Below are 21,689 nucleotides of genomic sequence, written 5' to 3' on the forward strand. Positions count from 1 at the left end.
GCGACACCCAGCCGCATATTCTATCCCCTTTGCCCGTCACGTCTGCCGCCGCCAAAGAGTTCATCGATGCGCACGACGCCGCGGCCACAGTAGTGGTCGTCGCCTGGGATATCGGCCAGCAGGGCACTCGTTGTCATCTCATACCGCCGTGGCGCCCGAACGCCCACCAACGACTGGCCACGAAAGTTGCTGGGGGAACCACCAGTGCCGCAAACAGAATATTCCAGAACACTGCAAATCCAAGACGTTCGAACGTCAGCAATGCGGCTTGATTGGCTACCAAGCCTGCAAGTGAGACCAAGCCGAATCTCCACAGGGCATCCGACCATCCGCGCATGCGAGAAAATGTAAAGACGTAGTGACCACAAAAAGACACAAGAAATCCGAGCCCGTAGCCAATAATGTTCGAAGAGAAAAGCGCGCCTTCGAGTAGTGAAACCAGAGCGGTTGCACTCCCGACGTGAGTAATTGTGGCTGCGACGCCCACCATCCCAAACGTAACGATACGCTGAAGCTCGCCACGCGAACCCAATTTCACCCCCGTCTACTTGTCTGAACAACCACGGTCAACGCCTTCAGACTGGATGTCATCATTCGAAAAACCAAGCCGTTCGCGGACCAGGTAAAGAGGACGTCCCTTGGCCTCGGCATAGATGCGCCCGATATACTCTCCGAGCACCCCCATAAAAAAAAGCTGCACTCCTCCCATGAACAGCATTGCAATCAACAGGAATGCCCAGCCCTCAACCCACGCATCCGTAAAAAGCCGAACGACAAGCGCATACATGATCCCGAGCAATGCGAGCAAAGATGCTGCGAATCCAATCCAACTCGCCATCCGCAACGGCACGCTGGAGAACGAAAATATCGCGTCCATCGCAAGGCCGATCATGCGCTTCAGCGGATACTTGGTATTTCCCGCGAAACGCGGATCGCGGCTATAGTGCAATGGCTTTTGCACAAATCCCGACCAAGCCACAAGTCCACGAACGAAGCGGTCACGCTCCGGCATCCGACACAGGGCATCAACAACACAACGATCGATGAGTCTGAAATCACCCGTGTCAAGTGGGATGGATACGTCCGAAAGGCGATTGAGAATACGATAAAAACTGCTCGCGGTGAAGCGCTTGAACCGCGTTTCCCCAGGGCGATCCCTGCGCACGCCGTAGACGACCTGAGCGCCTTGCCGCCAGGCAGAAACCATCTTCGGAATAAGTTCTGGCGGATCCTGCAGGTCTGCGTCAATCAACACAACCGCGTCACCGGACGAATGCTCCAATCCCGCCGACACAGCGATTTGGTGACCAAAATTTCGCGACAGAGAAACAACCCGCACTTTCGGGTCCTCCGTCTGTATTGCTCTCAATCGCAACAGCGTTTCGTCATGACTACCATCGTCCACGAAGATGATCTCACGATCACAGAATCGCTCTTGTTCTAACACGGCGCTGAGCCTGCGGTATGTTTCCAAGATCACGTCCGCTTCATTGAAGCACGGCACGACGACCGAAATCATGCACCGCAAGGCGGGCTTAGATAGGGGCACCCCAACCTCCAGTCAGACTGTCAAAACTGCGTTATTATGCAATAATCGGTTCTTCTGTGGTCATTTACGACCAGACCACTCATGACAGGGAAGCATGCGTCAATGCGGGCAATCGAATCGGGAAAGATTTCAATGATCGATCAACTAAAGGCCATTTCAGCAACAGCCTTTATCGTCGGGATTTATGTTGCACTAAGATGGAATTTGTTGGACGTTCCTCTCGATCGCGACGAAGGCGGATTTGCTTATATTGGACAAATAATCAATGCCGGCGGGCTACCTTACCAAGACGCGACCGATCACAAACCACCGCTCGTTTTCTACCTTTATGCACTCGCTCAAAGGGTGTTCCCAGAAAGTGCGACAGGAATTCACCTGTTCGGCCACATCTACAACTTCATTACACTGATTGTGCTCGCAACCCTAGCCAGGAAAATAACGGGCAATTACGCAGCAGCATTTTTCACCGCACTTATTTTTGCCGCTTTTTCGGCGGCCGCTTCCTTGCAGGGGTTTACGACATCGGTTGCCTTACTTATGCTTCTACCGATTTCGCTGAGTGCTCTAAGCGCGGCATACGCGATCGAAAAACAAAAGTGGACCTACGTTCTGCTTAGTGGATTTTTTGGGGCACTGGCATGCTGGCTCAAGCCGGTTGCATTCTTTAGCATCATTCCGCTGTTTGCATGGGTCGTCTGGAAATGGGAAGCAAGCCCTCGGGATTCCTCGCACCTTCACACATCGCATAGACGGGCACTGACTCGAATACGTACTACAGCAATTTGGCTAAGCGGAGGCATGCTCTCATCGATTCTGGTTTTGCTTCCCTTCGCAGCAAACGGATTGCTCTCAGAAGTTTGGTACTGGACCTTCACGCACAATTTTGCCTACAGTCAAGCCATTGATATTTCACAAAATTTGGCGCGAGTTATTTCATGGATCCGTCACGTTCTGTGGCCCAAAGGAGAGAGCATTCCAGTCCTCGCCGCCCTCACGGGTTGCGTACTGATGCTCTCGTTCCGGATTAAATACTCGGTTTTTGTTACATCATTTCTCGTCGGGTCCGTCGTCGGAACCATTCCGGGCCACAATTACAATCACTACTTCATGCAGTGGGCACCTGCGGTCTCCCTCGCTGCGGGGGTTGCGCTGGCGATCTTGATCGCAAATCGCACCAAATTTTTCAGGTTTTCGATTGGTTCGCTGGCCGCCCTAGCGACGCTGATCATGCCTCTCGCCATGCTTCCAGGCTATTACGTAACCGATCCGGCGCACGTCATTTCACGCAAAGCATTCGGAGCGAACCCATTTCCTGAATCGGAAGTCCTTGCGGAATGGCTTCGCCAAAACTCCGAGAACGACAACACTGTTTTCATCTATGGGTCAGAGCCACAAATCCTCTTCCTTTCCGGTCTGCGCAATGTATCTCGGCATATATATATGTACCCTTTACTTCAGAATTTCGAAAGGCATGAGGAGTTCCAAGAGGAAGCAATTCGCGACATCATAAAAGAACGACCCACCTTTATTGTAAGCACAAATGTACCAACGTCACTCTTGGCCAGTCGAAGCGCAAGCCCTCGCTTTGATCGTGCGATAACTCGCTATGTTCAAGAAAATTACCGCCCTGTTGGCTGGATACCGGTCACAAACATCGCTCCAGAATTTAATTCAATTAGCATAATGGACCGCAATCTGGCTCGGAGATTTTCAGAACACACTTATCGCATACTTCTTTTCAAACGATCATCTAGAGAATAATGACATTTTTTACGAACAAGAATTACTAACCCCTCCCCATAAGCAATTCCATATGGGCGACAATATGGCCTATTGAATGCAAGCTCCCGTCGGACGGCCACGCGCTGGGCCCTCACACCTTGCAGGTGATGCGACATCAAAGAGGTGTATGACAGGCAAACGGTACAAAGCGTCGCGGCAGCGTTTGGCGTCGGTGTCGGATTTCGCCTGCGGTTCATCGCCGGCCCACCGCTTCGCAGATCGCCTCGGCGTCGTTGGCGTCGTTCTTGTTGCCACGCACATACGGCTTCACAAATTGCGGCGCAATGAGCCGCACATCATGGCCCAGCTCGCGCAGGCGCCGCGCCCAGTGGTGCGCACCGGCGCACGCCTCCATCCCGATCAGGCACGGCTCAAGACGCGCCAGATACTCCAGCAGCTGCGCCCGCCGTACCTGACGGCGCAACACCCGATGACCCCGCTCATCCACTCCATGGAGCTGAAACACCTGCTTTGCCAGATCAATGCCAAGGCGCGTAATCTTCATCTTGGACTCCTCCTCAACCTGTGACTGGGAATGCAATTCTCAGTCTGGCACTTCGATGCCGTAAGGGGGAGGAGTCCATCCCATTGACCTACAAAAACCGCAGAATCGACGGCCTCGCCCGTAGGTCGCTGCGAGCGCAGCGAGGGGCGACACATAGCCGTACATTCTATCCCCTTTGCCCGCCACGCCTGCCACCGCCGAAAAGCTCGTCGATGCGCACCACGCCGCGCCCGCAATAGTGGTCGTCGCCGGCAATGTCGGCGAGCAGCGCGCGCTCGCTCGCGCTGATGCCTTCCCAGAACTCGCGGAAGAGATCGACGACCTGCCCGCGATCGATCGCAAGCGGCGCGTCGATGCGGCGTGCCGCGTCGCGCCAGTCATCGATGAAGGCCATCGCGCCGGCTCGGATCTCGGCGCGCAGTGGCGCACTGGCGTGCTCCACGTCGGAGAGCGCCTGCATCTGCGCGACGACCGCCCCGCCCGCGAGGCGGTAGCGCACCACCTGCGCCTCGTCCGCGCCCAGCAGCAGTTCCAGCCCCAGGCAATAGCGCAACAGCGGCGAATCCTCGGGCGTGGCCACATCGTGCGCGAAGCAGCCGTCGGCGGCGACATCGAAGCGCGCGCGCGTGTCCGCGGCGACTTCGCGCGTGAGCAGATAATAGCCATGCACGCGCGCGCCGCTCAGCGCACACAGCCGTGCCTGGGTGCTGGCCGCGTAACCGACGTCGACGATCGCCGAGCCCTCGCCGAGCGCGCGCTCGTGCAGATAGGCGAGAAGCGCCTCGCGCTCGTCCTCGGCCTGGGCGAGGATGCGCTCCATCAGCGCGTCGAGCACCGGGAGCAGCGCCTCGATGCGGCCGGAGACTACCGCCACCTTGCGCTCCCGCGGCCACAGACCGGCGGCGTCGAACGCCTCGAGTTCGGTATCCGACAGGCGCAGGCCGAAACGGCGCTCGAGGAATTCGCCGAGCCCGGTCGGCAGCCAGGCCGTGCGTGCAACCTCGAGGACGTCTTCGCGATCGTGCATCGCCGGCACCGACACGGCGCGACGCGACAGCACCAGATAATCCGCCTGGGGCAGCGCCGGCGCGTCGGCATGCAGGCGGCGAAAGGCGTCAAGCAGCACGCGCCCCTCGCGCGCGACGAAATGCAGGCGGCGCACGCCGTCGCGGCATGCGCGATCGGCGAGCCATTGGCAGAAGCCGACCAGCAGCGGCCCGACCACGGCATAGCCGATATCCGCGCGCGCGCCCTGCACCAGCGAGGCGCGATCTCGCGAGGTCGCCGGATGCGAATACATGCGGCGCGCCAGCAGCCCGGTCAGCACGCTTGCACCGAGACCGTCGTGCCGTCGCCGCCCGGCCCAGGCGACGAAGCGCGGGAAGCCGACGCTGACTTCCGCAGCGGACGGAAGGCGGCAGGTCCGCAGGTCCAGCGATTTCGGCATGGCTTCGTCCGACAGGACGTGATCGCCGACCACCAGCAGCTGCTGCGGGCGCAGGCCGGTATCGGACAGAATCCGTTGGTAGAGCGCGCCGGTGGACTTGCGCTCGCCCAGGGCCGAGGACACGTACACATCGGCACCCGCGACGATGCCGGCGTTGGCGAGCATGGCCTCGATCGCCGCACGCGGCAGCGCGGTATCACTGGCGATGATCACGCGCTTGCCCGCCGCGCGGGCCGCCTGCAGCAGGTTCAGGCCGGCGGCGCGCGGCACGGCGAGATCACGCTCGACCGCGGTCTCGACCGCCTGCAGAGCCGCGGGGTCGGCATCATGCCGGGCCGCGTATGCCGAAGCGATATCGGCCAGCCCGACCTCTCCGTGCGCTCGGCGTCTTGCCGCGTCCTCGGCAGCGCGGCGACGCTCGACGAAGGCCGGGTCATCCAGACGCAGAGCGATCACGCGGTGCGCGTCGTCGGCCTGCGCCAGCGGACGCTCGACCAGTGTGTCGAAGACATCGAACACGACCGCGGCGAGGTGCGGGTCGGCGAGCGTCGCATCGAAGGCCGCCTGATCGAAGTCCGGCGCGGCCTCACGCCGGCTGCCACCGGCGCGCCGCCAGGCGTTGCGCAGCTCCGCCAGCGCCCGGCGCACGGCCGCGCGAACCCCCCAGGTGCGTCCGTAGCGCAATGCCTGGCCGAGTACGCGCATCGCCGTCACGGCCTGCCCCGGCGCGGGCGCGGATCACAGGCGGCCGAGCGCGGCGGCGAGCATGAGCGCAACATTGTCGATTCCCTTCTGTCTGTACAAGCCTGCCTCGCGGAAGGCTCGCAGCGCCGCCAGGCCGCGCTGCGCGCGCAGCCTGCGAAAGCGTGCGAGCCGCGCCCGGTGTTCGGGAGCGAGCGCATCCCCGAGTGCGTCGAGCGCGGCGCAGTGCGCATCGTTCCAGCCGCGCATGCGTCCGCCGAGCAACTCCGCGCAGCGACGCGCGCGTGCGCGCACACCCCGATTCGTGCCCTGGGCGTTGTCGGTGTGCTGACGATAGCGCACCGTGGGTTCCGGATCGTACCGTACCCGGCCGTTGGCGCCGGTGACCAGAAGATACAGCCACCAGTCATGCGATGCCGCCGCCACCGCAGGGCCGGCGCGCCGCAGCAGCTCCAGTGCCGCGCGATTGAAGACCATGGTATTGGCCCCGGCCAGGCTCTGCACCAGCGCATTGGCGAAGGACGGCGGCCGCGGACACGGTGCCGACAGGCCAAGCACACGTCCCCGCGCGTCAATCAGGCGCGTGCGCGAGCAGTGCAGCGCGGGCACGCCCGCATCGACGCCGGCGAGCCAGCCAACGGCGCGCGAAAGATGATCCGCCTCCCAGATGTCGTCCTGGTCGCAGAACGCGAAACAATCGCCCTCGACATCGGCGCGGCAGGTCAGCGACAGGTAATTGGCGACGAAGCCGCGGCAAGGCCCGTCGCCCAGATGAACACGGGCACCGTCGTGACGCTGGGCGAAGTCGGCGACGAGCTCGCCCGTCGCATCGGCGGAGCCGTCATCGGACACGTACAGCGTCCAGTCGCGGTGCCGCTGCGCAGCGATCGAGGCGAGTTGCTCGGCGAGGTGGGGCACGCCATTGCAGGTCGCGAGGAGAATCGCGACCCGGGCCGGGCGGCGCGAGGCGCTCATGTAGTCCACCGGCGCGTCATCCGCACAACGGGAGAAAACGGTCCGGGCGGTAACCTCGGTGTGATTTCCCCGACTCTCGCAATCGGCGCCGCCCAGCCCGCACCATGCGCATCAGGCGCCTGTCACGTTTTCCTGCCCCCGGGCGACCAGCACCGGCTTGGGCGGATTGTACGGCGCGTACTCACGCACCCAGCGACGCAGATCGCGGCGCACCTCGTCATCGCCACGCGTGCCGCGGTGGGCGAGCCAGTCGCGCAGTTCGGTCATGATGAAGCCCTCGGGCATCACCGAACGGGCCACGCGCAGCTTGGGATGATGGGTCGGCCGGGTCTGTTCGGCGTTGGCGAGCACTTCCTCGTAGAGCTTTTCGCCGGGGCGCAGGCCGGTGAAGACGATGGAGATCTCGGATTCGGCGTAGCCGGAGAGCCGGATCATGTGACGCGCCAGGTCGAGCACGCGGATGGGCTCACCCATGTCGAGCACGAAGATCTCGCCACCCTCGCCCATCGCGGCGGCCTGCAACAGGAGTTGGGCGGCCTCGTGCGTGGCCATGAAGTAGCGCGTGATCTCCGGATGGGTGACGGTGACCGGACCGCCGCGCTCGATCTGCGCCTGGAACTTCGGGATCACGCTGCCGGCGCTGCCCAGCACATTGCCGAAGCGCACCATCTCGAAGCGCGTGCGCGTCGAGCGTGCCTGCAGGTCCTGACACACGACCTCGGCCAGACGCTTGGTGGCGCCCATCACGTTGGTGGGATTCACCGCCTTGTCGGTGGACACCAGCACGAACTTGTCGACACCGGCCTCCATCGCCGCCTCGCCGAGCACCAGCGTTCCCAGCGCGTTGTTGCGCGCGGCCTGCCAGGCGTTGTGCTCCTCCATCAGCGGCACATGCTTGTAGGCCGCGGCGTGGAAGACGATGGCCGGCGCGTGGCGTTCGAGCACTTCGGCCACGCGTGCGCGATCCTTGATGTCGCCAGCGACCGGCACCAGGTCGATCTCGGGCATGCGCTCGGCGAATTCCTCGCGCAGCGTATACAGCGCGAATTCGGACAATTCGAAGGCGACGATGCGCGCCGGATTGAAGCGCGCAATCTGGCGGCATAGTTCCGCGCCGATGGAGCCCCCCGCGCCGGTGACCATGGCGACGCGGCCGGCGAACAGTTCGCGCACCTGCGGCGAATCGATCGCCACCGGCTCGCGCCCCAGCAGATCCTCCACGTGCAGCCGGCGCAGCTGCGTGATCGCCGCATGGTTGCTGATGATCTGGCCGATGGCTGGCAGCGTGAAGGCCTGCACGCCGGCTTCCAGGCACAGATTGGCCACCGCGCGGTGGCGTGCCGGGCTGGCCTCGGGCATGGCGATGATGGCGTGGCGCGCCTTCAGTATCTCGGCCCAGCGCCCGACCTCGTCGATGCCGCCGAGCACGCGCACGCCGAAGATCTCGCGGTGACGCTTGGCCGGATCGTCGTCGAGCATCGCGACCGCGTTCCATTCGGCAGAGCGGCCCAGTTCCTCGACCAGGTTGGCCGCCTCGCGCCCCGCCCCGAGCACGATCACCGGCTTGCCCACGCCACGCAGCGCGCCGAACTCGCGATGCTCCTTGAATACGCGGTAGATCGCGCGCCCGCCGCCCATGATCAGGATCAGCAGCAGCGGATAGGCGACGAAGACGATGCGCGGCAGTGGCGGCTGCGGCGCGAGCAGCACCACGCCGACCGCGATCGCGAAGATGCTGATCGCCGCCGCGCGCAGGATGCGCAGCAGGTCGGGCATGCTGGCGAAGACCCAGATGCCGCGGTACAGGCCGGCCCCGCGGAAGATCAGCGCCTGGGCGGGGAGCAGCACCAGCAGGCCGGTCCACAACAGGGAAAGGTATTCGGAGGGAATGTCGCCGTTGAAGCGCAGCAGGAAGGCGCCGCCCCAGGCGGCGGTGACGGCGATCATATCGAAGACGAAGACCGCCAGCGACCGCCAGTTCGAGCGAAGAGCCACGTTAATCAAAGCGTCATCATCCCGTTGCATCTAGCGGACCACGCGCCGGCCGCAGAAAATCAATCCGGCGCACCATAGCACGAACACGGCCCAGCCCCACCCGGCCTGCATGCGCATCAGCAGCGCCAGCGCCGCACCTCCGGCCATCGCCAGCGCCCAGTGCCGGCACATGCGCCCGTGGCCCATGCCGGCGCGCACCATGCGCTGATAGACGTGTTCGCGATGCGCCTGCCATACGCGCTCTCCCCGCAGTGCCCTGCGCGCCAGCGTCCAGGTGGCGTCGAGCAGAAAGGGGGCAAACACCATCGGCCCGAACCACACCGGCCATGCGCCGGCCACTGCGCCAACCCAGCCAAACCCACCTGCCATGAAGCCCAGCGGAATGGCACCCACGTCGCCCATGAAGATGCGTGCCGGATGCCAGTTGTAGCGCAGGAACCCGGCAGCGCCTCCCGCGACGGCAATGCACATTAGCGCCAGTGCGCCATGACCCGCGAGCGCGAAGCCCGCGCCGTAGGCGGTGAAGCCGACCAGCGCCATCGCGCCGGCGAGCCCGTCTGCGCCGTCCATGAAATTGTACGCATTAGTCGCCCATGCAATCGCGATGGTCATTGTAAGACCCGCCACCAGACCGCCCGGATGCGCCACAAATACAACACTTGCCGCGACCAGAAGGTGCACCGCCAGGCGCGGCGCGAACGGCAGCCCGCGCCAGTCGTCCAGCATCGACACCACCGCCAGCACCATGATCGCGAGCAGCCAGACGGCATCGACACCGGCCCAGGCACCGGTCGCGAGTGCGACGAGCACGATCGCCACGCCGCCACCGTGCGGCGTCGGCGCGACGTGCAGCGAGCGCTCGCCCGGCACGTCGAGCCCATGGTCGGCGAAGCGCAGGCGCAGCGCGATCAGCGCCATGGCGACGAACAGCGATGCGGCGAAGACCACGACATAGTTCATGGCACCGCCCTGGGCAGTTCGCCGCCTAGCGCTTCGCGCAGGCCGTCGGCCAGCGCCACACGCGCGCGCCAACCCAGTTCGCGCTCGATCGCGCGCGGGCTGTAGCACTCCGGGTCGAGCAGGCGCGAGACCGCAGCCGTATCGAGCGGCATGCGTCGGCGCAACAGCCGCCCCGCGGCGTCGCCCGCATGGCCGGCCGCACGCAGCACCGCCGCCGGCACGCGCCAGCGCATTGGCGAAAGCCCCAGCAACGCCCGCGTCAGATCGTAGATCCGGGCGGCCGTATGCGGCTCGGCGTCGGCGACGATGAAGGTACGACTCCTCGCCGTCGGCGCGCCGAGCACGGCACGCACGGCAGCGACGACATCGGCCGCATGCACCATCGAGCGCGGCCCGCAGGTATGCGGCAGGGGCGGAAACCAGCCGGCGCGGATGCCGGCGAGCATGCGTTCCAGATTGCCGCGACTGCCGTGGCCATAGACCATCGCCAGACGCAGACTGGTCGCGACCATGGGGGAATCTGCGCAGAGTTGCGCGAGCGCGTCCTCGGCGGCGCGCTTGGATCGGCCATAGGGCGTGTCCGGTGGCGCCGGCCAGGATTCGTCGGCGACCGCGCCGCCCGGATGCCCCGCGGCCTTGACGCTGGACAGGAACACCAGATGTCGCACGCCAGCCGCGACGGCCGCTTCGGCGAGTCGCCGCGTGCCCAGGCGGTTGATGCGCTCGTGCGCGGCGGCGTCATCGCGCGCGCCGTGCGCATGCGCGTGGCCGGCGCAATGCACGACGAAGGCCACGCCCTCGCAGGCTCGCGCGAGCGCGCGCTCGTCGTCCAGATCGGCGATCGCCACGCCCGGGCCGGGGTTGCCATGGCGGAACATGCGCACCACTTCGAAGCCATCGTCCAGCGCGGCGGCAATGCGCGTGCCGAGAAAGCCGCCAGCCCCCGTTACGAGTACGCGCCGCCTGGCCTCGCTCAATGCGCTTCGTCCCAGTTGTCGCCCGCACCGACCTCGACGAGCAGCGGCACGGCCAGTTCGGCCACGCCACCCATCAGCTTCGGCAATTCCTCGCGGATACGGGCCAGTTCCGAGTTCGGCACCTCGAGCACGAGTTCGTCATGCACCTGCAGCACCAGGCGGGACTTCATCTTCTCTGCGGACAGCCAGCGATCCACGGCGATCATCGCGCGCTTGATCAGATCGGCCGCCGTGCCCTGCATCGGCGCATTGATTGCGGCACGCTCGGCGCCCTGGCGACGCCCGGCCTGCTGGGCGCGAATCTCGGGCAGGTACAGCCGGCGACCGAACACGGTCTCGACATAGCCGCGCTCGCGCGCCTCGGCACGCGTGCGGTCCATGTACCGGGCCACGCCGGGGTAGCGCGCGAAATAGCGGTCGATCCAGCCCTGGGCGGCGGAACGCTCGATGCCGAGGTTGCGCGCCAGCCCGTGCGCGCTCATGCCGTAGATCAGGCCGAAGTTGATTACCTTGGCGTAACGGCGCTGCTCATTCGTGACCTCGGCCGGCGGCGCGCCGAACACTTCGGAGGCGGTCGCGCGGTGCACGTCCTCCCCGTTCGCGAAGGCCTCGAGCAGGCGCGCGTCGTTCGACAGATGCGCCATGATGCGCAGCTCGATCTGCGAATAGTCGGCCGAGACGATGAGGTGATCGCGCGGTGCGATGAAGGCCTGGCGGATGCGCCGCCCCTCCGGGGTGCGGATGGGGATGTTCTGCAGATTGGGGTCGGAGCTGGCGAGCCGTCCGGTCACCGCCGTGGCCTGCGAGAAGCTGGTGTGCACGCGGCCGGTCCTGGGGTCGACCATGCGCGGCAGCTTGTCGGCATAGGTGCTCTTGAGCTTGGCGAAGCCGCGGTGCTCCAGCAGCAGCTTCGGCAGCGGGTAATCGTCGGCGAGCTGGCTGAGCACGTCCTCGTCGGTCGATGGCTGTCCGGTGGCGGTCTTCTTGACGACCGGCAGGCCGAGCTTGCCGAAGAGGATCTCGCCGAGCTGTTTGGGCGAGCCGAGGTTGAACGGCTGGCCGGCCAGCTCATGTGCCTCACGCTCCAGTTCATGCATGCGCCGGCCCAGTTCCTCGGAGTGCTGGGCGAGCACGAAGGCGTCGATCAGCACGCCGGTGCGCTCCATGCCGAAGAGCACCTGCATCGTCGGCAGTTCGATGTCGCGGTACAGATCGGCAAGGCGCGATTCGCGCTCGAACTGGCGCGCGAAGCGCCGGTGCAGGCGCAGCGTGATGTCGGCATCCTCGGCGGCGTATTCGGTGGCGCGGTCCACCGCGACCTCGTCGAAGCCGATCTGCTTGGCGCCCTTGCCGCACACCTCGGTGTAGGAAATGGTCTTCACGCCTAGGTGTCTTGCGGCAAGCGAATCCATGTCGTGCGGCTTGTCGGATTCGAGCACGTAGGATTCGAGCAGCGTGTCCTCGCGGATGCCGCGCAAGGCGATGCCGTGGTTGGCGAGCACATGGGCGTCGTACTTGAGGTTCTGGCCGAGCTTGGCGTGCTTGTCCGACTCCAGCCACGGGCGCAGCTTTTCCAGCACCTCGTCGAGCGGCAGTTGCTCGGGGGCATCGGCGCCGCGATGCGCGAGCGGAAGATAGGCGGCCTGTCCCGGTTCGACCGCGAACGACATGCCGACCAGGCGCGCCTTCATCGGCTCGAGGCTGGTGGTTTCGGTATCGAAGGCGGTGAGCTCGGCCGCCTCGATCTTCGCCAGCCAGGCGTCGAAATCGTCCCACGACAGGATGGTGACGTAGTCGCGCCCTTCGGGCTCGTCGTCGGCCGGCTCGGCCTCGGCCGGCACGACTTCGGTCCTGCCGTCGAGGTCACGCAGCCAGCTGCGGAATTCCATGCGCTCGTAGAGCTTCTTCAGGCGCGGCTTGTCGTCTCCGCGGGCGCGCAGGTCGTCGGGCTCGAAGGGCAGATCGAGATCGGTGCGCACGGTCACCAGCTTGCGCCCCATCGGCAGGAAGTCCAGATGCCGGCGCAGGTTCTCGCCGACCTTGCCGCCGACTTCATCGGCGTGCTCGATCAGCGCGTCCAGCGTGCCGTACTGGGTCAGCCATTTGACCGCCGTCTTGGGGCCGCATTTTTCGACGCCGGGCACGTTGTCCACGGTGTCGCCGACCAGCGACAGATAGTCGACGATGCGCTCGGGCGGCACGCCGAACTTGTCGGTGACGCCGGCCTCGTCGAGCACTTCCTCGGTCATGGTGTTGACCCAGCGCACGCCTGGCTGCACGAGCTGCGTGAGATCCTTGTCGCCAGTCGAGATCACGACCTCCCAGCCGGCCTCGACCGCGTGGCGCGTGAGCGTGCCGATGACGTCGTCGGCCTCCACCCCGTCGATCATCAGCAGCGGCCAGCCCTCGGCCTCGACCCCCTCGTGCAGCGGCTCGATCTGCACGCGCAGGTCGTCGGGCATCGGCGGCCGATGGGCCTTGTATTCGGGATACCAGTCCTCGCGGAAGGTCTTGCCCTTGGCGTCGAACACGCAGGCGCGATACTCTGCCGCGTACTGGCTCTCGAGCCGGCGCAGCATCGACAGCACGCCCCGCACCGCGCCGGTGGGCTCACCGGCCGAATTGCGCAGGTCCGGCAACGCGTGAAAGGCGCGATACAGATAGCTGGAACCGTCTACGAGCAGCAGCGTGGGCATTTACCGGAAATCCTCGTGGCGAAACCGCCGATGGCCCGGCCGGTCCAACATCGCACGGGCATAAACAGAAAACGACGAAAAGAGAACCGCATGACGGCCAAAGAAAAGCTCCCGCACGGCCCCCCGACAGCCGACACGCAGCGCTTCAACGCGCGCGAGTCCTGGCGGATTTTCGGAATTATGTCAGAGTTCGTCGAGGCGACCGAACGGCTCGCCCCGATCCGCCCGGCGGTGTCGATCTTCGGCAGCGCGCGCACGCGCACCGACCATCCCTACTACGCGCTGACCGAGGACATCGCCCGCCAGCTCTCGGATGCGGGCTTCGCGGTGCTCTCGGGCGGCGGCCCGGGCATCATGGAAGCGGCCAACAAGGGCGCCTTCCACGGCAAGAGCCCGTCCGTGGGGCTGAACATCGACCTGCCCATGGAGCAGCACGGCAACGCCTACCAGGACATCTCCCAGGGCTTTCGCCACTTCTTCGCGCGCAAGTACGCCTTCGTCAAGTTCGCCACCGCTTACGTCGTGCTGCCCGGCGGCTTCGGCACGCTCGACGAGCTGCTCGAAGTACTCACGCTGATCCAGACCAAGAAGAGCCGGCGCATCCCGGTGATCCTGGTGCACACGCCTTTCTGGACCGGCCTGCTCGACTGGTTCCGCGAGCGCCTCGTGTCCGAGGGCATGATCCGCGCCGAGGACATCGACCTGGTGCAGGTCATCGACGAGCCGGCCGAGGTCGTCACGGCGATCTTCAAGCACTACGAGACGCGCGGCTTCCTGCCGCTGCCCGAGGAACACGAACTGATGCTCAATCTGTAACAGAGCGGCGGCAACGCTCCGCGCGGAAGGCGCTAGAATGGGCGCAACCGATGGAGAACGCCATGCAACGCCTGCTGATGATCCTGCTGCTCGCACTGTCCGCGCCACTGGCCGCGCAGATGCTCGAGCCGCTGGAACCCCCGCCGCCGCCGCCCGAGGGCATGACCGACGACCCGGTCGAACCCGAGGTGACCATCCTGCAACGTGGCGGCGACCGCGTCGAGGAATACCGCATCGACGGCCGCCTCTACATGGTCAAGGTGACGCCGCCGCATGGCGTGCCCTACTACCTCGTCGACCGCGCGGGCGACGGCGTGATGATCCGCCACGACCAGAAGCCCGAGCTGTCGGTGCCGATGTGGGTCATCAAGTCCTGGTGAGTGGCCGCTAGCCGATGTCGGTCTTCACTGCCGTCACCGAGGACGATCTGGCGCGCTGGCTGGGCGACTACGCCGTGGGCCGGCTGGTGTCCTTCGAGGGCATCGCCGCGGGCGTGCAAAACAGCAACTTCTTCGTCACGACCACGCTCGGGCGCTACGTGCTGACGCTGTTCGAGACGGTCGCGCGCGCCGACCTGCCCTATTACCTGCACCTGACCGCCCACCTGGCGCATCACGGCCTGCCCGTGCCGGCGCCGGTGGCCGATCGCAACAACGAGTATCTGGGCACGCTCTCGGGCCGCCCGGCGGCGCTGGTGCGCCGGCTGTCCGGGCGCTGGCTCACCGACCCCACGCCGGCGCACTGCACGCGTGTGGGCGCAATGCTCGCCGGCCTGCATCTGGCGGGCCAGTCCTACGGCCGTCGCCAGCCGCATCCGCGCGGCGCGCAGTGGCGCGCGGAAGTGGCCGAGCGCGTCCTGCCGCATGTGGGCGCGGAAGACGCCGAACTGCTGCGCACGGAGCTGGCCTGGCAGGCGCAGCAGGACTTCGACGCGCTGCCACAGGGCGTGATCCACGCCGACCTGTTTCGCGACAACGTGCTGTGGGACGGCGAGCTCATCGGCGGCGTGATCGACTTCTATTTCGCCGGCACGGACACGCTGCTGTTCGACCTCGCGGTCACCGTCAACGACTGGTGTACCATGGCTGACGGCAGCCTCGACGCCGCGCGCAGTGCCGCACTGCTCGAGGCTTACGGCGACGAGCGCGCGTACACCGAACACGAGCGACGCCTGTGGCCGGCCGCCCTGCGCGCGGCCGCGCTGCGTTTCTGGCTGTCGCGCATCGAGGACCTGCACCTGCCGCGCAGCGGCGAGATGGTGCAGGTCAAGGACCCGAACGAATACCGCCGGATCCTGGTGGCGCGCATCGACGGCGAGGCGCGCCTGCCGGACCGGCCCTGACACCCGAGACACATGCAATGCAAGCACGACGACTTCCGCTGCAACGCGGCTGGGGCTGGATCGCCGACGGCCTGAGACTGTGGCGCCGCAACCCCGCGGTGCTCATCTTCGCCTCCTTCACCTACATGCTGACGCTGCTGGTGCTCGGCTCGATTCCGCTGATCGGTCAGGTCATCGCCTATCTGCTGATGCCGGTGATGTCGCTGGGCGTGCTCAACACCTGCCGCGCCGTCGACGAAGGCCGCAAGGTCGGGCCCGACGTGCTGTTCTCCGGCTTCAAGAGCAACGTCCCGCAACTGGTGGCGATCGGCGGCATCTATCTGGCCGCGAGCATCGTCGTGCTGATGCTCACCGCGCTGTTCGACGACGGCATGATCCTGCGCATCATGACCGGCCAGGAGGAGCTCGACCCCGAGGGCCCGCTGCCCGATCTGGGTGCCGGCCTGTTCGCCGCGGTGGCGCTGTCGCTGCCGGTGCTCGCGGCGTACTGGTTCGCGCCGATCCTCGCCGGCTGGTGGAAGGTGCCCGCCGCCAAGGCGATGTTCTTCAGCTTCTATGCCTGCGTGCAGAACTGGCGCCCGCTGCTTGCCTTCGGTGCCTCGCTGCTGGTGATGCTGGGCATGCTGCCGAGCTTCATCGTCAACATCGCCGGCATGATCTCGCCGCTGCTGTCGACCCTGCTGGTGCTGGTGCTGCCGCTGGTACTCATCCCGGTGACCTTCGCAAGCTTCTATGTCAACGCGCGCGACGTGTTCGGCATCGACACCCATGACGGCCCCATCGCCTGATGCACGCCCGCTGGGTCTGCTCGGCGGCACCTTCGATCCGATTCACTTCGCCCACCTGCGCCTGGCAGAGGAAGCGCGCGAATCACTCGGGCTGGCCGAGGTCGCCCTGATCCCGGCCGGCACGCCGCCGCACCGCGAAGCACCCGGTTCGAGCGCCGAGCACCGCCTGGCGATGGTCGAACTGGCCGTCGCCGGCAATGCGCTGCTGCGCTGCGAGGATCTGGAAGTGCGCGCGGCCGGGCGCAGCTACACGGTGCTCACGCTCGAGCGCCTGCGCCAGCGCGAGGGGCCGGGCCGGGCCCTGGTGCTGATCCTGGGCGCCGATGCCTTCGCCGGCCTGCCGCGCTGGCATCGCTGCGACGAGTTGCTCGGGCTGGCCCACATCGCGGTGGCCAACCGACCCGGTCATGATCGCCGGTGGCTTCAGGCGATGCCATCGCAACTCGCGCACCTGTGCGGCGACCGTGTCACGCATGAGCCCGCCGCTTTGCGTGCAAGCCCTGCAGGTGCGATCGTGCCCTTCGACATGACGCCGCTGTCGATCTCGGCCACGCACATCCGGAATCTGGTCGCACACGGGCGCAGCGCGCGCTATTTGCTCCCCGATTCCGTTGTCGACTATATTGGCCGCCACTGTCTGTATCGCGGAACCCGATGAAACTGGAAGCACTGGAAAAGACCGTCGTCGACGCGCTCGAGGACATCAAGGCGCGCGACATCGAAATCATCGATACCGCGAAGCTCACCCCGCTGTTCGACCGCGTCATCGTCGCCAGCGCAGACTCGAACCGCCAGACACGCGCGCTCGCGCGCCACGTGCAGGAGAAGGTCAAGGCTGCCGGCGGCGAAGTCATCAGCGTCGAGGGCGAGGACGGCGGCGAGTGGGTGCTGGTCGATCTGGCCGACGTCGTCGTGCACATCATGCAGCCGGCCATTCGCAGCTACTACAACCTCGAGGAGCTGTGGGCGGCGACCCCGTCGGGCACGCGCCGGATCCCCGACAAGGCCTGAGCGCGATGCGCTCGCACGACCGCCCGCTGCCCCGCCTGCGGCCGACACGATGAAGCTGCTGGTGGTTGCCGTCGGCACGCGCATGCCTGCCTGGGTCGATGCCGGCTTCACCGAATTCGCGCGCCGCATGCCGCGCGAGATGCCGCTCGAACTGGTCGAGGTCAAGGCCGAACCACGCAACACCGGCAAGACCGTCGAGGCCATGCAGGCGGCCGAGGCCGCGCGCATCACCGCCGCCCTGCCCGCGCGTTGCCGTCGCGTGATCCTCGACGAGCACGGGCGCGACCTCACCACCGCGGCGCTGGCCGCCCGGCTGGCAGCCTGGCGCGAGTCGGGCGAGGACGTCGCGCTGATCGTCGGCGGACCGGACGGTCTGGCCGATTCGCTCAAGCGCGACGCGACAGAGGCCATCCGCCTGTCCAGTCTCACCCTGCCCCACGCGCTGGTGCGCCCGCTGCTGGCCGAGGCGCTCTACCGCGCGTGGAGCGTGACCCGCAACCATCCCTATCATCGCGAATGAATCCATCCGTCCGACCCCGCATCTACCTTGCCTCGCGCAGCCCGCGCCGTCGCGAACTGCTGCGCCAGATCGACGTACGCTTCGACATGCTGCTGTTCCGCCAGGACGAACGCGCCGACGACGATGTGGACGAAACCCCGTTGCCCGGCGAGGACGTCGAGACCTACGTCGCACGGCTCGCGCGCATGAAGGCCGAAGCCGGCGTGCGCCGCCTGTTCATGCGCGGCCTGGTGCGCCGACCGGTGCTGGGTGCCGACACCACGCTGGAAGTCGACGGCGAGATCATCGGCAAGCCGACTTCCCCGGCCGACGCCTGCGCGACGCTCGCGCGCCTTTCGGGCCGGACCCACCGCGTACTCACGGCCGTGGCGCTGGCCGATGAGACGCGCTGCAAGTGCCTGACCAGCATCAGCGAGGTGCGCTTTCGCGAACTGTCCGAGGCCGAGATCCGCGCCTACGTCTCGAGCGGCGAACCCATGGACAAGGCCGGCGCCTACGGCATCCAGGGACGTGCGGCGGTGTTCGTCGAGGACATTCGCGGCAGTCACAGCGGTATCATGGGGCTGCCGCTGTTCGAAACGGCGTCGCTGCTGGAGCAATTCGGCCTGCCCGTGCTCGGCTGAGAACGGGCCCACCCGGTTTTCCCGCCCCCGGGTGCGTGGGTCCGCCCACACGCCCGGGCCGGCTTGCGCCGCCAGTTTTCAACCCGGCGAACGATGAGCCATTCGCAAGGCAAGGCGTGCCGGTCTTGCGAATTTCCCATCGGGCACGAGAAATGAGCATGGAATTCCTGATCAACTGCACGCCGCAGGAGACGCGTGTGGCGCTCACCGAACAAGGCGTGGTGCAGGAACTGCACGTCGAGCGCACGGCCAACCGCGGCATCGTCGGCAATGTCTATCTGGGGCGCGTGGTGCGCGTGCTGCCGGGCATGCAGTCGGCCTTCATCGACATCGGCCTGGAGCGCACCGCCTTCCTTCATGTGGCCGACATCTGGAGCGACCGCCCCAACGGCGACAACCGCTGCATCGAACGCCTGCTCAACGAAGGCCAGAGCGTGACCGTGCAGGTACTCAAGGATCCGCTCGGCACCAAGGGGGCGCGGCTGTCTACGCAGATCAGCCTGGCCGGGCGCATGCTGGTGTATCTGCCGCAGGACAAGCACATCGGCATCTCGCAGCGCATCGAGGACGAGACCGAGCGCGAGCGCCTGCGCGAGCGGCTCGCCGCGCTCATTCCCGAAGACGAGGCGGGCGGCTTCATCGTGCGCACCATGGCCGAATCGGCCAGCGACGAGGAACTGGCCGCCGACATCGCCTATCTGCGCAAGCTATGGACCGAGATCGGCAACCGCGGACAGGTCGCCAGCCCGCCGGCGCTGCTGCACCAGGATCTCGATCTGGCTCAGCGCGTGCTGCGCGATCTGGTCACCGACGACACCGACCGCATCCACGTCGATTCGCGCGAGAACTACCAGCGCCTGTTCGCCTTCGCCGAGGAGTACAGCCCCAAGGTCGTACCGCTGCTCTCGCACTACGCCGGCGAGCGCCCGCTGTTCGATCTGCACAACGTCGAGGTCGAGATCGAGAAGGCGCTGGCGCGCCGCGTCGATCTGAAGTCCGGCGGCTATCTGATCGTCGACCAGACCGAGGCGATGACCACCATCGACGTCAATACCGGCGGCTTCGTCGGCGCGCGCAACTTCGACGACACCATCTTCAAGACCAACCTCGAGGCCGCCCAGACCATCGCGCGCCAGCTGCGTCTGCGCAACCTGGGCGGCATCATCATCATCGACTTCATCGACATGGAGAACCTCGAGCACCGCAGTCAGGTGCTCGACGAACTCAAGAAGGCACTCGCGCGTGATCACACGCGCATGAGCGTCAACGGCTTCACCGGCCTGGGTCTGGTCGAGATGACGCGCAAGCGCACGCGCGAGTCGCTCACCCATCTGCTGTGCGAAGCCTGTCCGACCTGCGAGGGCCGCGGCGAGGTCAAGACCGCGCGCACCATGTGCTACGAGATCCTGCGCGAACTGCTGCGCGAGGCGCGCCAGTTCAACGCCAGGGAGTTCCGCCTGCTCGCCGCGCCCAACGTCGTCGACCTTTTTCTCGACGAGGAGTCTCAGGCGCTGGCGATGCTCTCGGACTTCATCGGCAAGAAGATCTCGCTGCACCCCGAGGCCAGCTACACCCAGGAACAGTTCGACATCGTGCTGCTGTGACGGAGGCGACATGAGTCAGACGCTCGAAGACATCCGCCTATGCGTGTTCGACGCCTATGGCACGCTGTTCGACCCGGCAAGTGTCGCGCGCAGCGCACGGGACGCGTTGGGCGAGCGCTGGCAGGCGCTGGCCTCGCTGTGGCGCGACAAGCAGTTGCAATACACCTGGCTGCGCGGGCTGGCCGGCCATCACGCCGACTTCTGGCAGGTCACCGGCGACGCGCTGGACTTTTCGCTGGCGCAACTGGACATCGACGACGACGCGCTGCGCGAGCGGCTGATGCAGGCCTATCTGGCCATCGACGCCTACCCGGAAGTACCCGATACCCTCGATGCGCTGGCAGCGCGCGGCATGCGCCGGGCGATCCTGTCCAACGGCTCGCCGGCGATGCTCGACGCGGCGGTGGCCAATGCCGGCATCGGTGACCGGCTCGACGCCGTGATGTCGGTCGAGGCCGTGGGCGTGTTCAAGCCGCATCCGTCGGTCTATGCGCTGGCCACGACACACTTCGGTGTCGCACCGCAACAGGTCTGCTTCCTGTCGTCGAACGGCTGGGACGCCTACTCGGCCAAGGCCTTCGGCTTTCGCGTGCTGTGGTGCAACCGCTTCAGACAGGCGCCCGAACGCATTCCGCACACGCCCGACGGCGAGATTGCCGATCTGTCCGCACTGACGCAGTGGCTCGCATGAACGATCGCCTCATTGAGTGGAGCGGCCCGGCGCTGGCCGCGCTCGCCGCCGCGCTGGGGCTGGCCGCGGCGCAGGCCGACGGTGTACCGTTCGATGCATTCAAGGGCGCGCTCGCGCTGGTGCTCGCCGCGCCCGCCTATCTGGGCTTCACGCGCACCGTGCAACGCGTCGGCGGTGACCGCTTCGCGCCGCTGTTCGATCTGGTGTTCGCCACCGTGCTGCCGGCACTGTTCCTGCTGTTGCTGGTCGTCGGCAGCGACCATCTGGTGCGCGGCGCGTGGAGCTTCACGGCGTTCGCCGTCGGCCTGCCGCTGGCCCTGCTGGCCGCCTGCGTGCCCCTGGCGCGCGGCTTTGCGCGGCGCGGCGAGGACGTCGAGGCCGGGCGTGATTCGCTCGCCGCGGCGATCGCGCCGATCAATGCCAAGCTGTGGCTGTTCGGCTGCGCGCTGCCGGCCTATCTGTGGCTGATCGCACAGGTCGGCCGCGACGCGCTGCCGCAGGCCTGCGCTGCGGCAGCGCTGAGCATCGTCGTGTCCTTGCGCGCGGTGCGCGTGCTGTACGAGGATTTCGACGACGCCGACGAGATGGCACGCGCCGTGCGCCTGTGCGGGATCGCGGCGCTGATCCATGGCGTGTTGCTCGTCGCCGGTTTGCTGTTGGCCGACCATTTCCCCCTGTTCTGAGACCCAGCTCCTCTAAAGAGACC

The 21,689-nt window shown here is 66.0% G+C and carries 20 protein-coding genes and 1 pseudogene; 12 read left to right on the forward strand and 9 right to left on the reverse strand.

What is annotated here, in order from left to right:
* Window positions 1-133: 133 nt before the first annotated feature.
* Both C0099_RS12950 and C0099_RS12955 read right to left on the reverse strand, forming a co-directional pair.
* Window positions 134-538: a GtrA family protein gene (locus tag C0099_RS12950; protein ID WP_102247806.1), complete on the reverse strand. Its 405-nt coding sequence runs from the start codon at window positions 536-538 to the stop codon at window positions 134-136.
* Between the two features lie 6 nt (window positions 539-544).
* Window positions 545-1,519, reverse strand: coding sequence for a glycosyltransferase family 2 protein (locus C0099_RS12955; RefSeq protein WP_102248507.1), 975 nt, complete (start codon window positions 1,517-1,519; stop codon window positions 545-547).
* A gap of 162 nt (window positions 1,520-1,681) precedes the next feature.
* Here C0099_RS12955 and C0099_RS12960 point away from each other — a divergent pair, with 162 nt between their 5' ends.
* Entirely contained in the window at window positions 1,682-3,310 is a 1,629-nt protein-coding gene (locus C0099_RS12960) for an ArnT family glycosyltransferase (protein WP_164084930.1), read from the forward strand.
* Window positions 3,311-3,530: 220 nt separating this feature from the next.
* Here C0099_RS12960 and C0099_RS12965 read toward each other — a convergent pair.
* The 7 genes and pseudogenes from C0099_RS12965 to polA form a co-directional block, all read right to left on the reverse strand.
* Window positions 3,531-3,836: pseudogene (locus C0099_RS12965) on the reverse strand (IS110 family transposase); the annotation flags it as partial.
* 166 nt (window positions 3,837-4,002) lie between these two features.
* Window positions 4,003-5,988 carry an HAD family hydrolase gene (locus C0099_RS12970; protein ID WP_102247808.1) on the reverse strand — a complete coding sequence of 662 codons (1,986 nt, stop codon included), beginning with the start codon at window positions 5,986-5,988 and terminating at the stop codon, window positions 4,003-4,005.
* A 33-nt stretch (window positions 5,989-6,021) separates the two neighbouring features.
* Complete coding sequence (locus C0099_RS12975; protein WP_123785269.1) at window positions 6,022-6,960, reverse strand: glycosyltransferase family 2 protein; 939 nt, start codon at window positions 6,958-6,960, stop codon at window positions 6,022-6,024.
* A 111-nt stretch (window positions 6,961-7,071) separates the two neighbouring features.
* Window positions 7,072-8,955, reverse strand: coding sequence for a polysaccharide biosynthesis protein (locus tag C0099_RS12980; RefSeq protein WP_228151592.1), 1,884 nt, complete (start codon window positions 8,953-8,955; stop codon window positions 7,072-7,074).
* 30 nt (window positions 8,956-8,985) lie between these two features.
* Window positions 8,986-9,915, reverse strand: a complete 930-nt coding sequence (locus C0099_RS12985) for an MraY family glycosyltransferase (RefSeq protein WP_102247810.1) — start codon at window positions 9,913-9,915, stop codon at window positions 8,986-8,988.
* A complete protein-coding gene (locus tag C0099_RS12990; protein WP_164084931.1) occupies window positions 9,912-10,892 on the reverse strand; it encodes an NAD-dependent epimerase/dehydratase family protein in 981 nt (326 codons plus the stop codon). The genes C0099_RS12985 and C0099_RS12990 overlap by 4 nt, the downstream gene beginning before the upstream one ends.
* The gene (polA, locus tag C0099_RS12995) at window positions 10,889-13,588 is read right to left on the reverse strand and encodes a DNA polymerase I (RefSeq protein ID WP_102247812.1); all 2,700 of its coding nucleotides are present in this window, start codon (window positions 13,586-13,588) and stop codon (window positions 10,889-10,891) included. Before polA ends, C0099_RS12990 begins: the two co-directional genes overlap by 4 nt.
* Before the next feature lie 90 nt (window positions 13,589-13,678).
* Between polA and C0099_RS13000 the strand changes: the two genes are divergently transcribed.
* The 11 genes from C0099_RS13000 to C0099_RS13050 all read left to right on the forward strand — a co-directional run bounded on the left by C0099_RS13000 (window position 13,679) and on the right by C0099_RS13050 (window position 21,666).
* Complete coding sequence (locus C0099_RS13000; RefSeq protein ID WP_102247813.1) at window positions 13,679-14,404, forward strand: LOG family protein; 726 nt, start codon at window positions 13,679-13,681, stop codon at window positions 14,402-14,404.
* Window positions 14,405-14,466: 62 nt separating this feature from the next.
* Window positions 14,467-14,784 (forward strand): DUF2782 domain-containing protein, encoded by a 318-nt coding sequence (locus tag C0099_RS13005; protein WP_102248509.1) that lies wholly within the window; start codon window positions 14,467-14,469, stop codon window positions 14,782-14,784.
* A gap of 14 nt (window positions 14,785-14,798) precedes the next feature.
* Window positions 14,799-15,746, forward strand: coding sequence for a homoserine kinase (locus C0099_RS13010; RefSeq protein WP_102247814.1), 948 nt, complete (start codon window positions 14,799-14,801; stop codon window positions 15,744-15,746).
* Window positions 15,747-15,763: 17 nt separating this feature from the next.
* Window positions 15,764-16,534 carry a BPSS1780 family membrane protein gene (locus tag C0099_RS13015; RefSeq protein ID WP_173768959.1) on the forward strand — a complete coding sequence of 257 codons (771 nt, stop codon included), beginning with the start codon at window positions 15,764-15,766 and terminating at the stop codon, window positions 16,532-16,534.
* Window positions 16,515-17,192: a nicotinate-nucleotide adenylyltransferase gene (nadD, locus tag C0099_RS13020; RefSeq protein WP_102247815.1), complete on the forward strand. Its 678-nt coding sequence runs from the start codon at window positions 16,515-16,517 to the stop codon at window positions 17,190-17,192. The genes C0099_RS13015 and nadD overlap by 20 nt, the downstream gene beginning before the upstream one ends.
* A complete protein-coding gene (gene rsfS, locus C0099_RS13025; RefSeq protein WP_102247816.1) occupies window positions 17,189-17,545 on the forward strand; it encodes a ribosome silencing factor in 357 nt (118 codons plus the stop codon). The genes nadD and rsfS overlap by 4 nt, the downstream gene beginning before the upstream one ends.
* A gap of 49 nt (window positions 17,546-17,594) precedes the next feature.
* Window positions 17,595-18,065 carry a 23S rRNA (pseudouridine(1915)-N(3))-methyltransferase RlmH gene (rlmH, locus tag C0099_RS13030; RefSeq protein ID WP_102247817.1) on the forward strand — a complete coding sequence of 157 codons (471 nt, stop codon included), beginning with the start codon at window positions 17,595-17,597 and terminating at the stop codon, window positions 18,063-18,065.
* On the forward strand, window positions 18,062-18,688 hold the full coding sequence (locus C0099_RS13035; protein WP_102247818.1) for a Maf family protein: 627 nt from the start codon (window positions 18,062-18,064) through the stop codon (window positions 18,686-18,688). Before rlmH ends, C0099_RS13035 begins: the two co-directional genes overlap by 4 nt.
* 152 nt (window positions 18,689-18,840) lie before the next feature.
* Entirely contained in the window at window positions 18,841-20,292 is a 1,452-nt protein-coding gene (rng, locus tag C0099_RS13040) for a ribonuclease G (RefSeq protein ID WP_102247819.1), read from the forward strand.
* A gap of 10 nt (window positions 20,293-20,302) precedes the next feature.
* Window positions 20,303-20,983 (forward strand): haloacid dehalogenase type II, encoded by a 681-nt coding sequence (locus C0099_RS13045; protein WP_102247820.1) that lies wholly within the window; start codon window positions 20,303-20,305, stop codon window positions 20,981-20,983.
* Window positions 20,980-21,666, forward strand: coding sequence for a UbiA prenyltransferase family protein (locus C0099_RS13050; RefSeq protein WP_102247821.1), 687 nt, complete (start codon window positions 20,980-20,982; stop codon window positions 21,664-21,666). Before C0099_RS13045 ends, C0099_RS13050 begins: the two co-directional genes overlap by 4 nt.
* Window positions 21,667-21,689: the final 23 nt, after the last annotated feature.

The organism is Pseudazoarcus pumilus (genome assembly GCF_002872475.1).
Taxonomy (GTDB): Bacteria; Pseudomonadota; Gammaproteobacteria; order Burkholderiales; family Rhodocyclaceae; genus Pseudazoarcus; species Pseudazoarcus pumilus.

Bases quoted from the DNA above. Each gene is read 5' to 3' on its own strand.
- C0099_RS12955 (WP_102248507.1), bottom strand. From the start codon at position 1,519: ATGATTTCGGTCGTCGTGCCGTGCTTCAATGAAGCGGACGTGATCTTG.
- C0099_RS12960 (WP_164084930.1), top strand. From the start codon at position 1,682: ATGATCGATCAACTAAAGGCCATTTCAGCAACAGCCTTTATCGTCGGG.
- C0099_RS12970 (WP_102247808.1), bottom strand. From the start codon at position 5,988: ATGCGCGTACTCGGCCAGGCATTGCGCTACGGACGCACCTGGGGGGTT.
- C0099_RS12975 (WP_123785269.1), bottom strand. From the start codon at position 6,960: ATGAGCGCCTCGCGCCGCCCGGCCCGGGTCGCGATTCTCCTCGCGACC.
- C0099_RS12985 (WP_102247810.1), bottom strand. From the start codon at position 9,915: ATGAACTATGTCGTGGTCTTCGCCGCATCGCTGTTCGTCGCCATGGCG.
- polA (WP_102247812.1), bottom strand. From the start codon at position 13,588: ATGCCCACGCTGCTGCTCGTAGACGGTTCCAGCTATCTGTATCGCGCC.
- C0099_RS13000 (WP_102247813.1), top strand. From the start codon at position 13,679: ATGACGGCCAAAGAAAAGCTCCCGCACGGCCCCCCGACAGCCGACACG.
- C0099_RS13005 (WP_102248509.1), top strand. From the start codon at position 14,467: ATGCAACGCCTGCTGATGATCCTGCTGCTCGCACTGTCCGCGCCACTG.
- C0099_RS13010 (WP_102247814.1), top strand. From the start codon at position 14,799: ATGTCGGTCTTCACTGCCGTCACCGAGGACGATCTGGCGCGCTGGCTG.
- C0099_RS13015 (WP_173768959.1), top strand. From the start codon at position 15,764: ATGCAAGCACGACGACTTCCGCTGCAACGCGGCTGGGGCTGGATCGCC.
- nadD (WP_102247815.1), top strand. From the start codon at position 16,515: ATGACGGCCCCATCGCCTGATGCACGCCCGCTGGGTCTGCTCGGCGGC.
- rsfS (WP_102247816.1), top strand. From the start codon at position 17,189: ATGAAACTGGAAGCACTGGAAAAGACCGTCGTCGACGCGCTCGAGGAC.
- rlmH (WP_102247817.1), top strand. From the start codon at position 17,595: ATGAAGCTGCTGGTGGTTGCCGTCGGCACGCGCATGCCTGCCTGGGTC.
- C0099_RS13035 (WP_102247818.1), top strand. From the start codon at position 18,062: ATGAATCCATCCGTCCGACCCCGCATCTACCTTGCCTCGCGCAGCCCG.
- rng (WP_102247819.1), top strand. From the start codon at position 18,841: ATGAGCATGGAATTCCTGATCAACTGCACGCCGCAGGAGACGCGTGTG.
- C0099_RS13045 (WP_102247820.1), top strand. From the start codon at position 20,303: ATGAGTCAGACGCTCGAAGACATCCGCCTATGCGTGTTCGACGCCTAT.
- C0099_RS13050 (WP_102247821.1), top strand. From the start codon at position 20,980: ATGAACGATCGCCTCATTGAGTGGAGCGGCCCGGCGCTGGCCGCGCTC.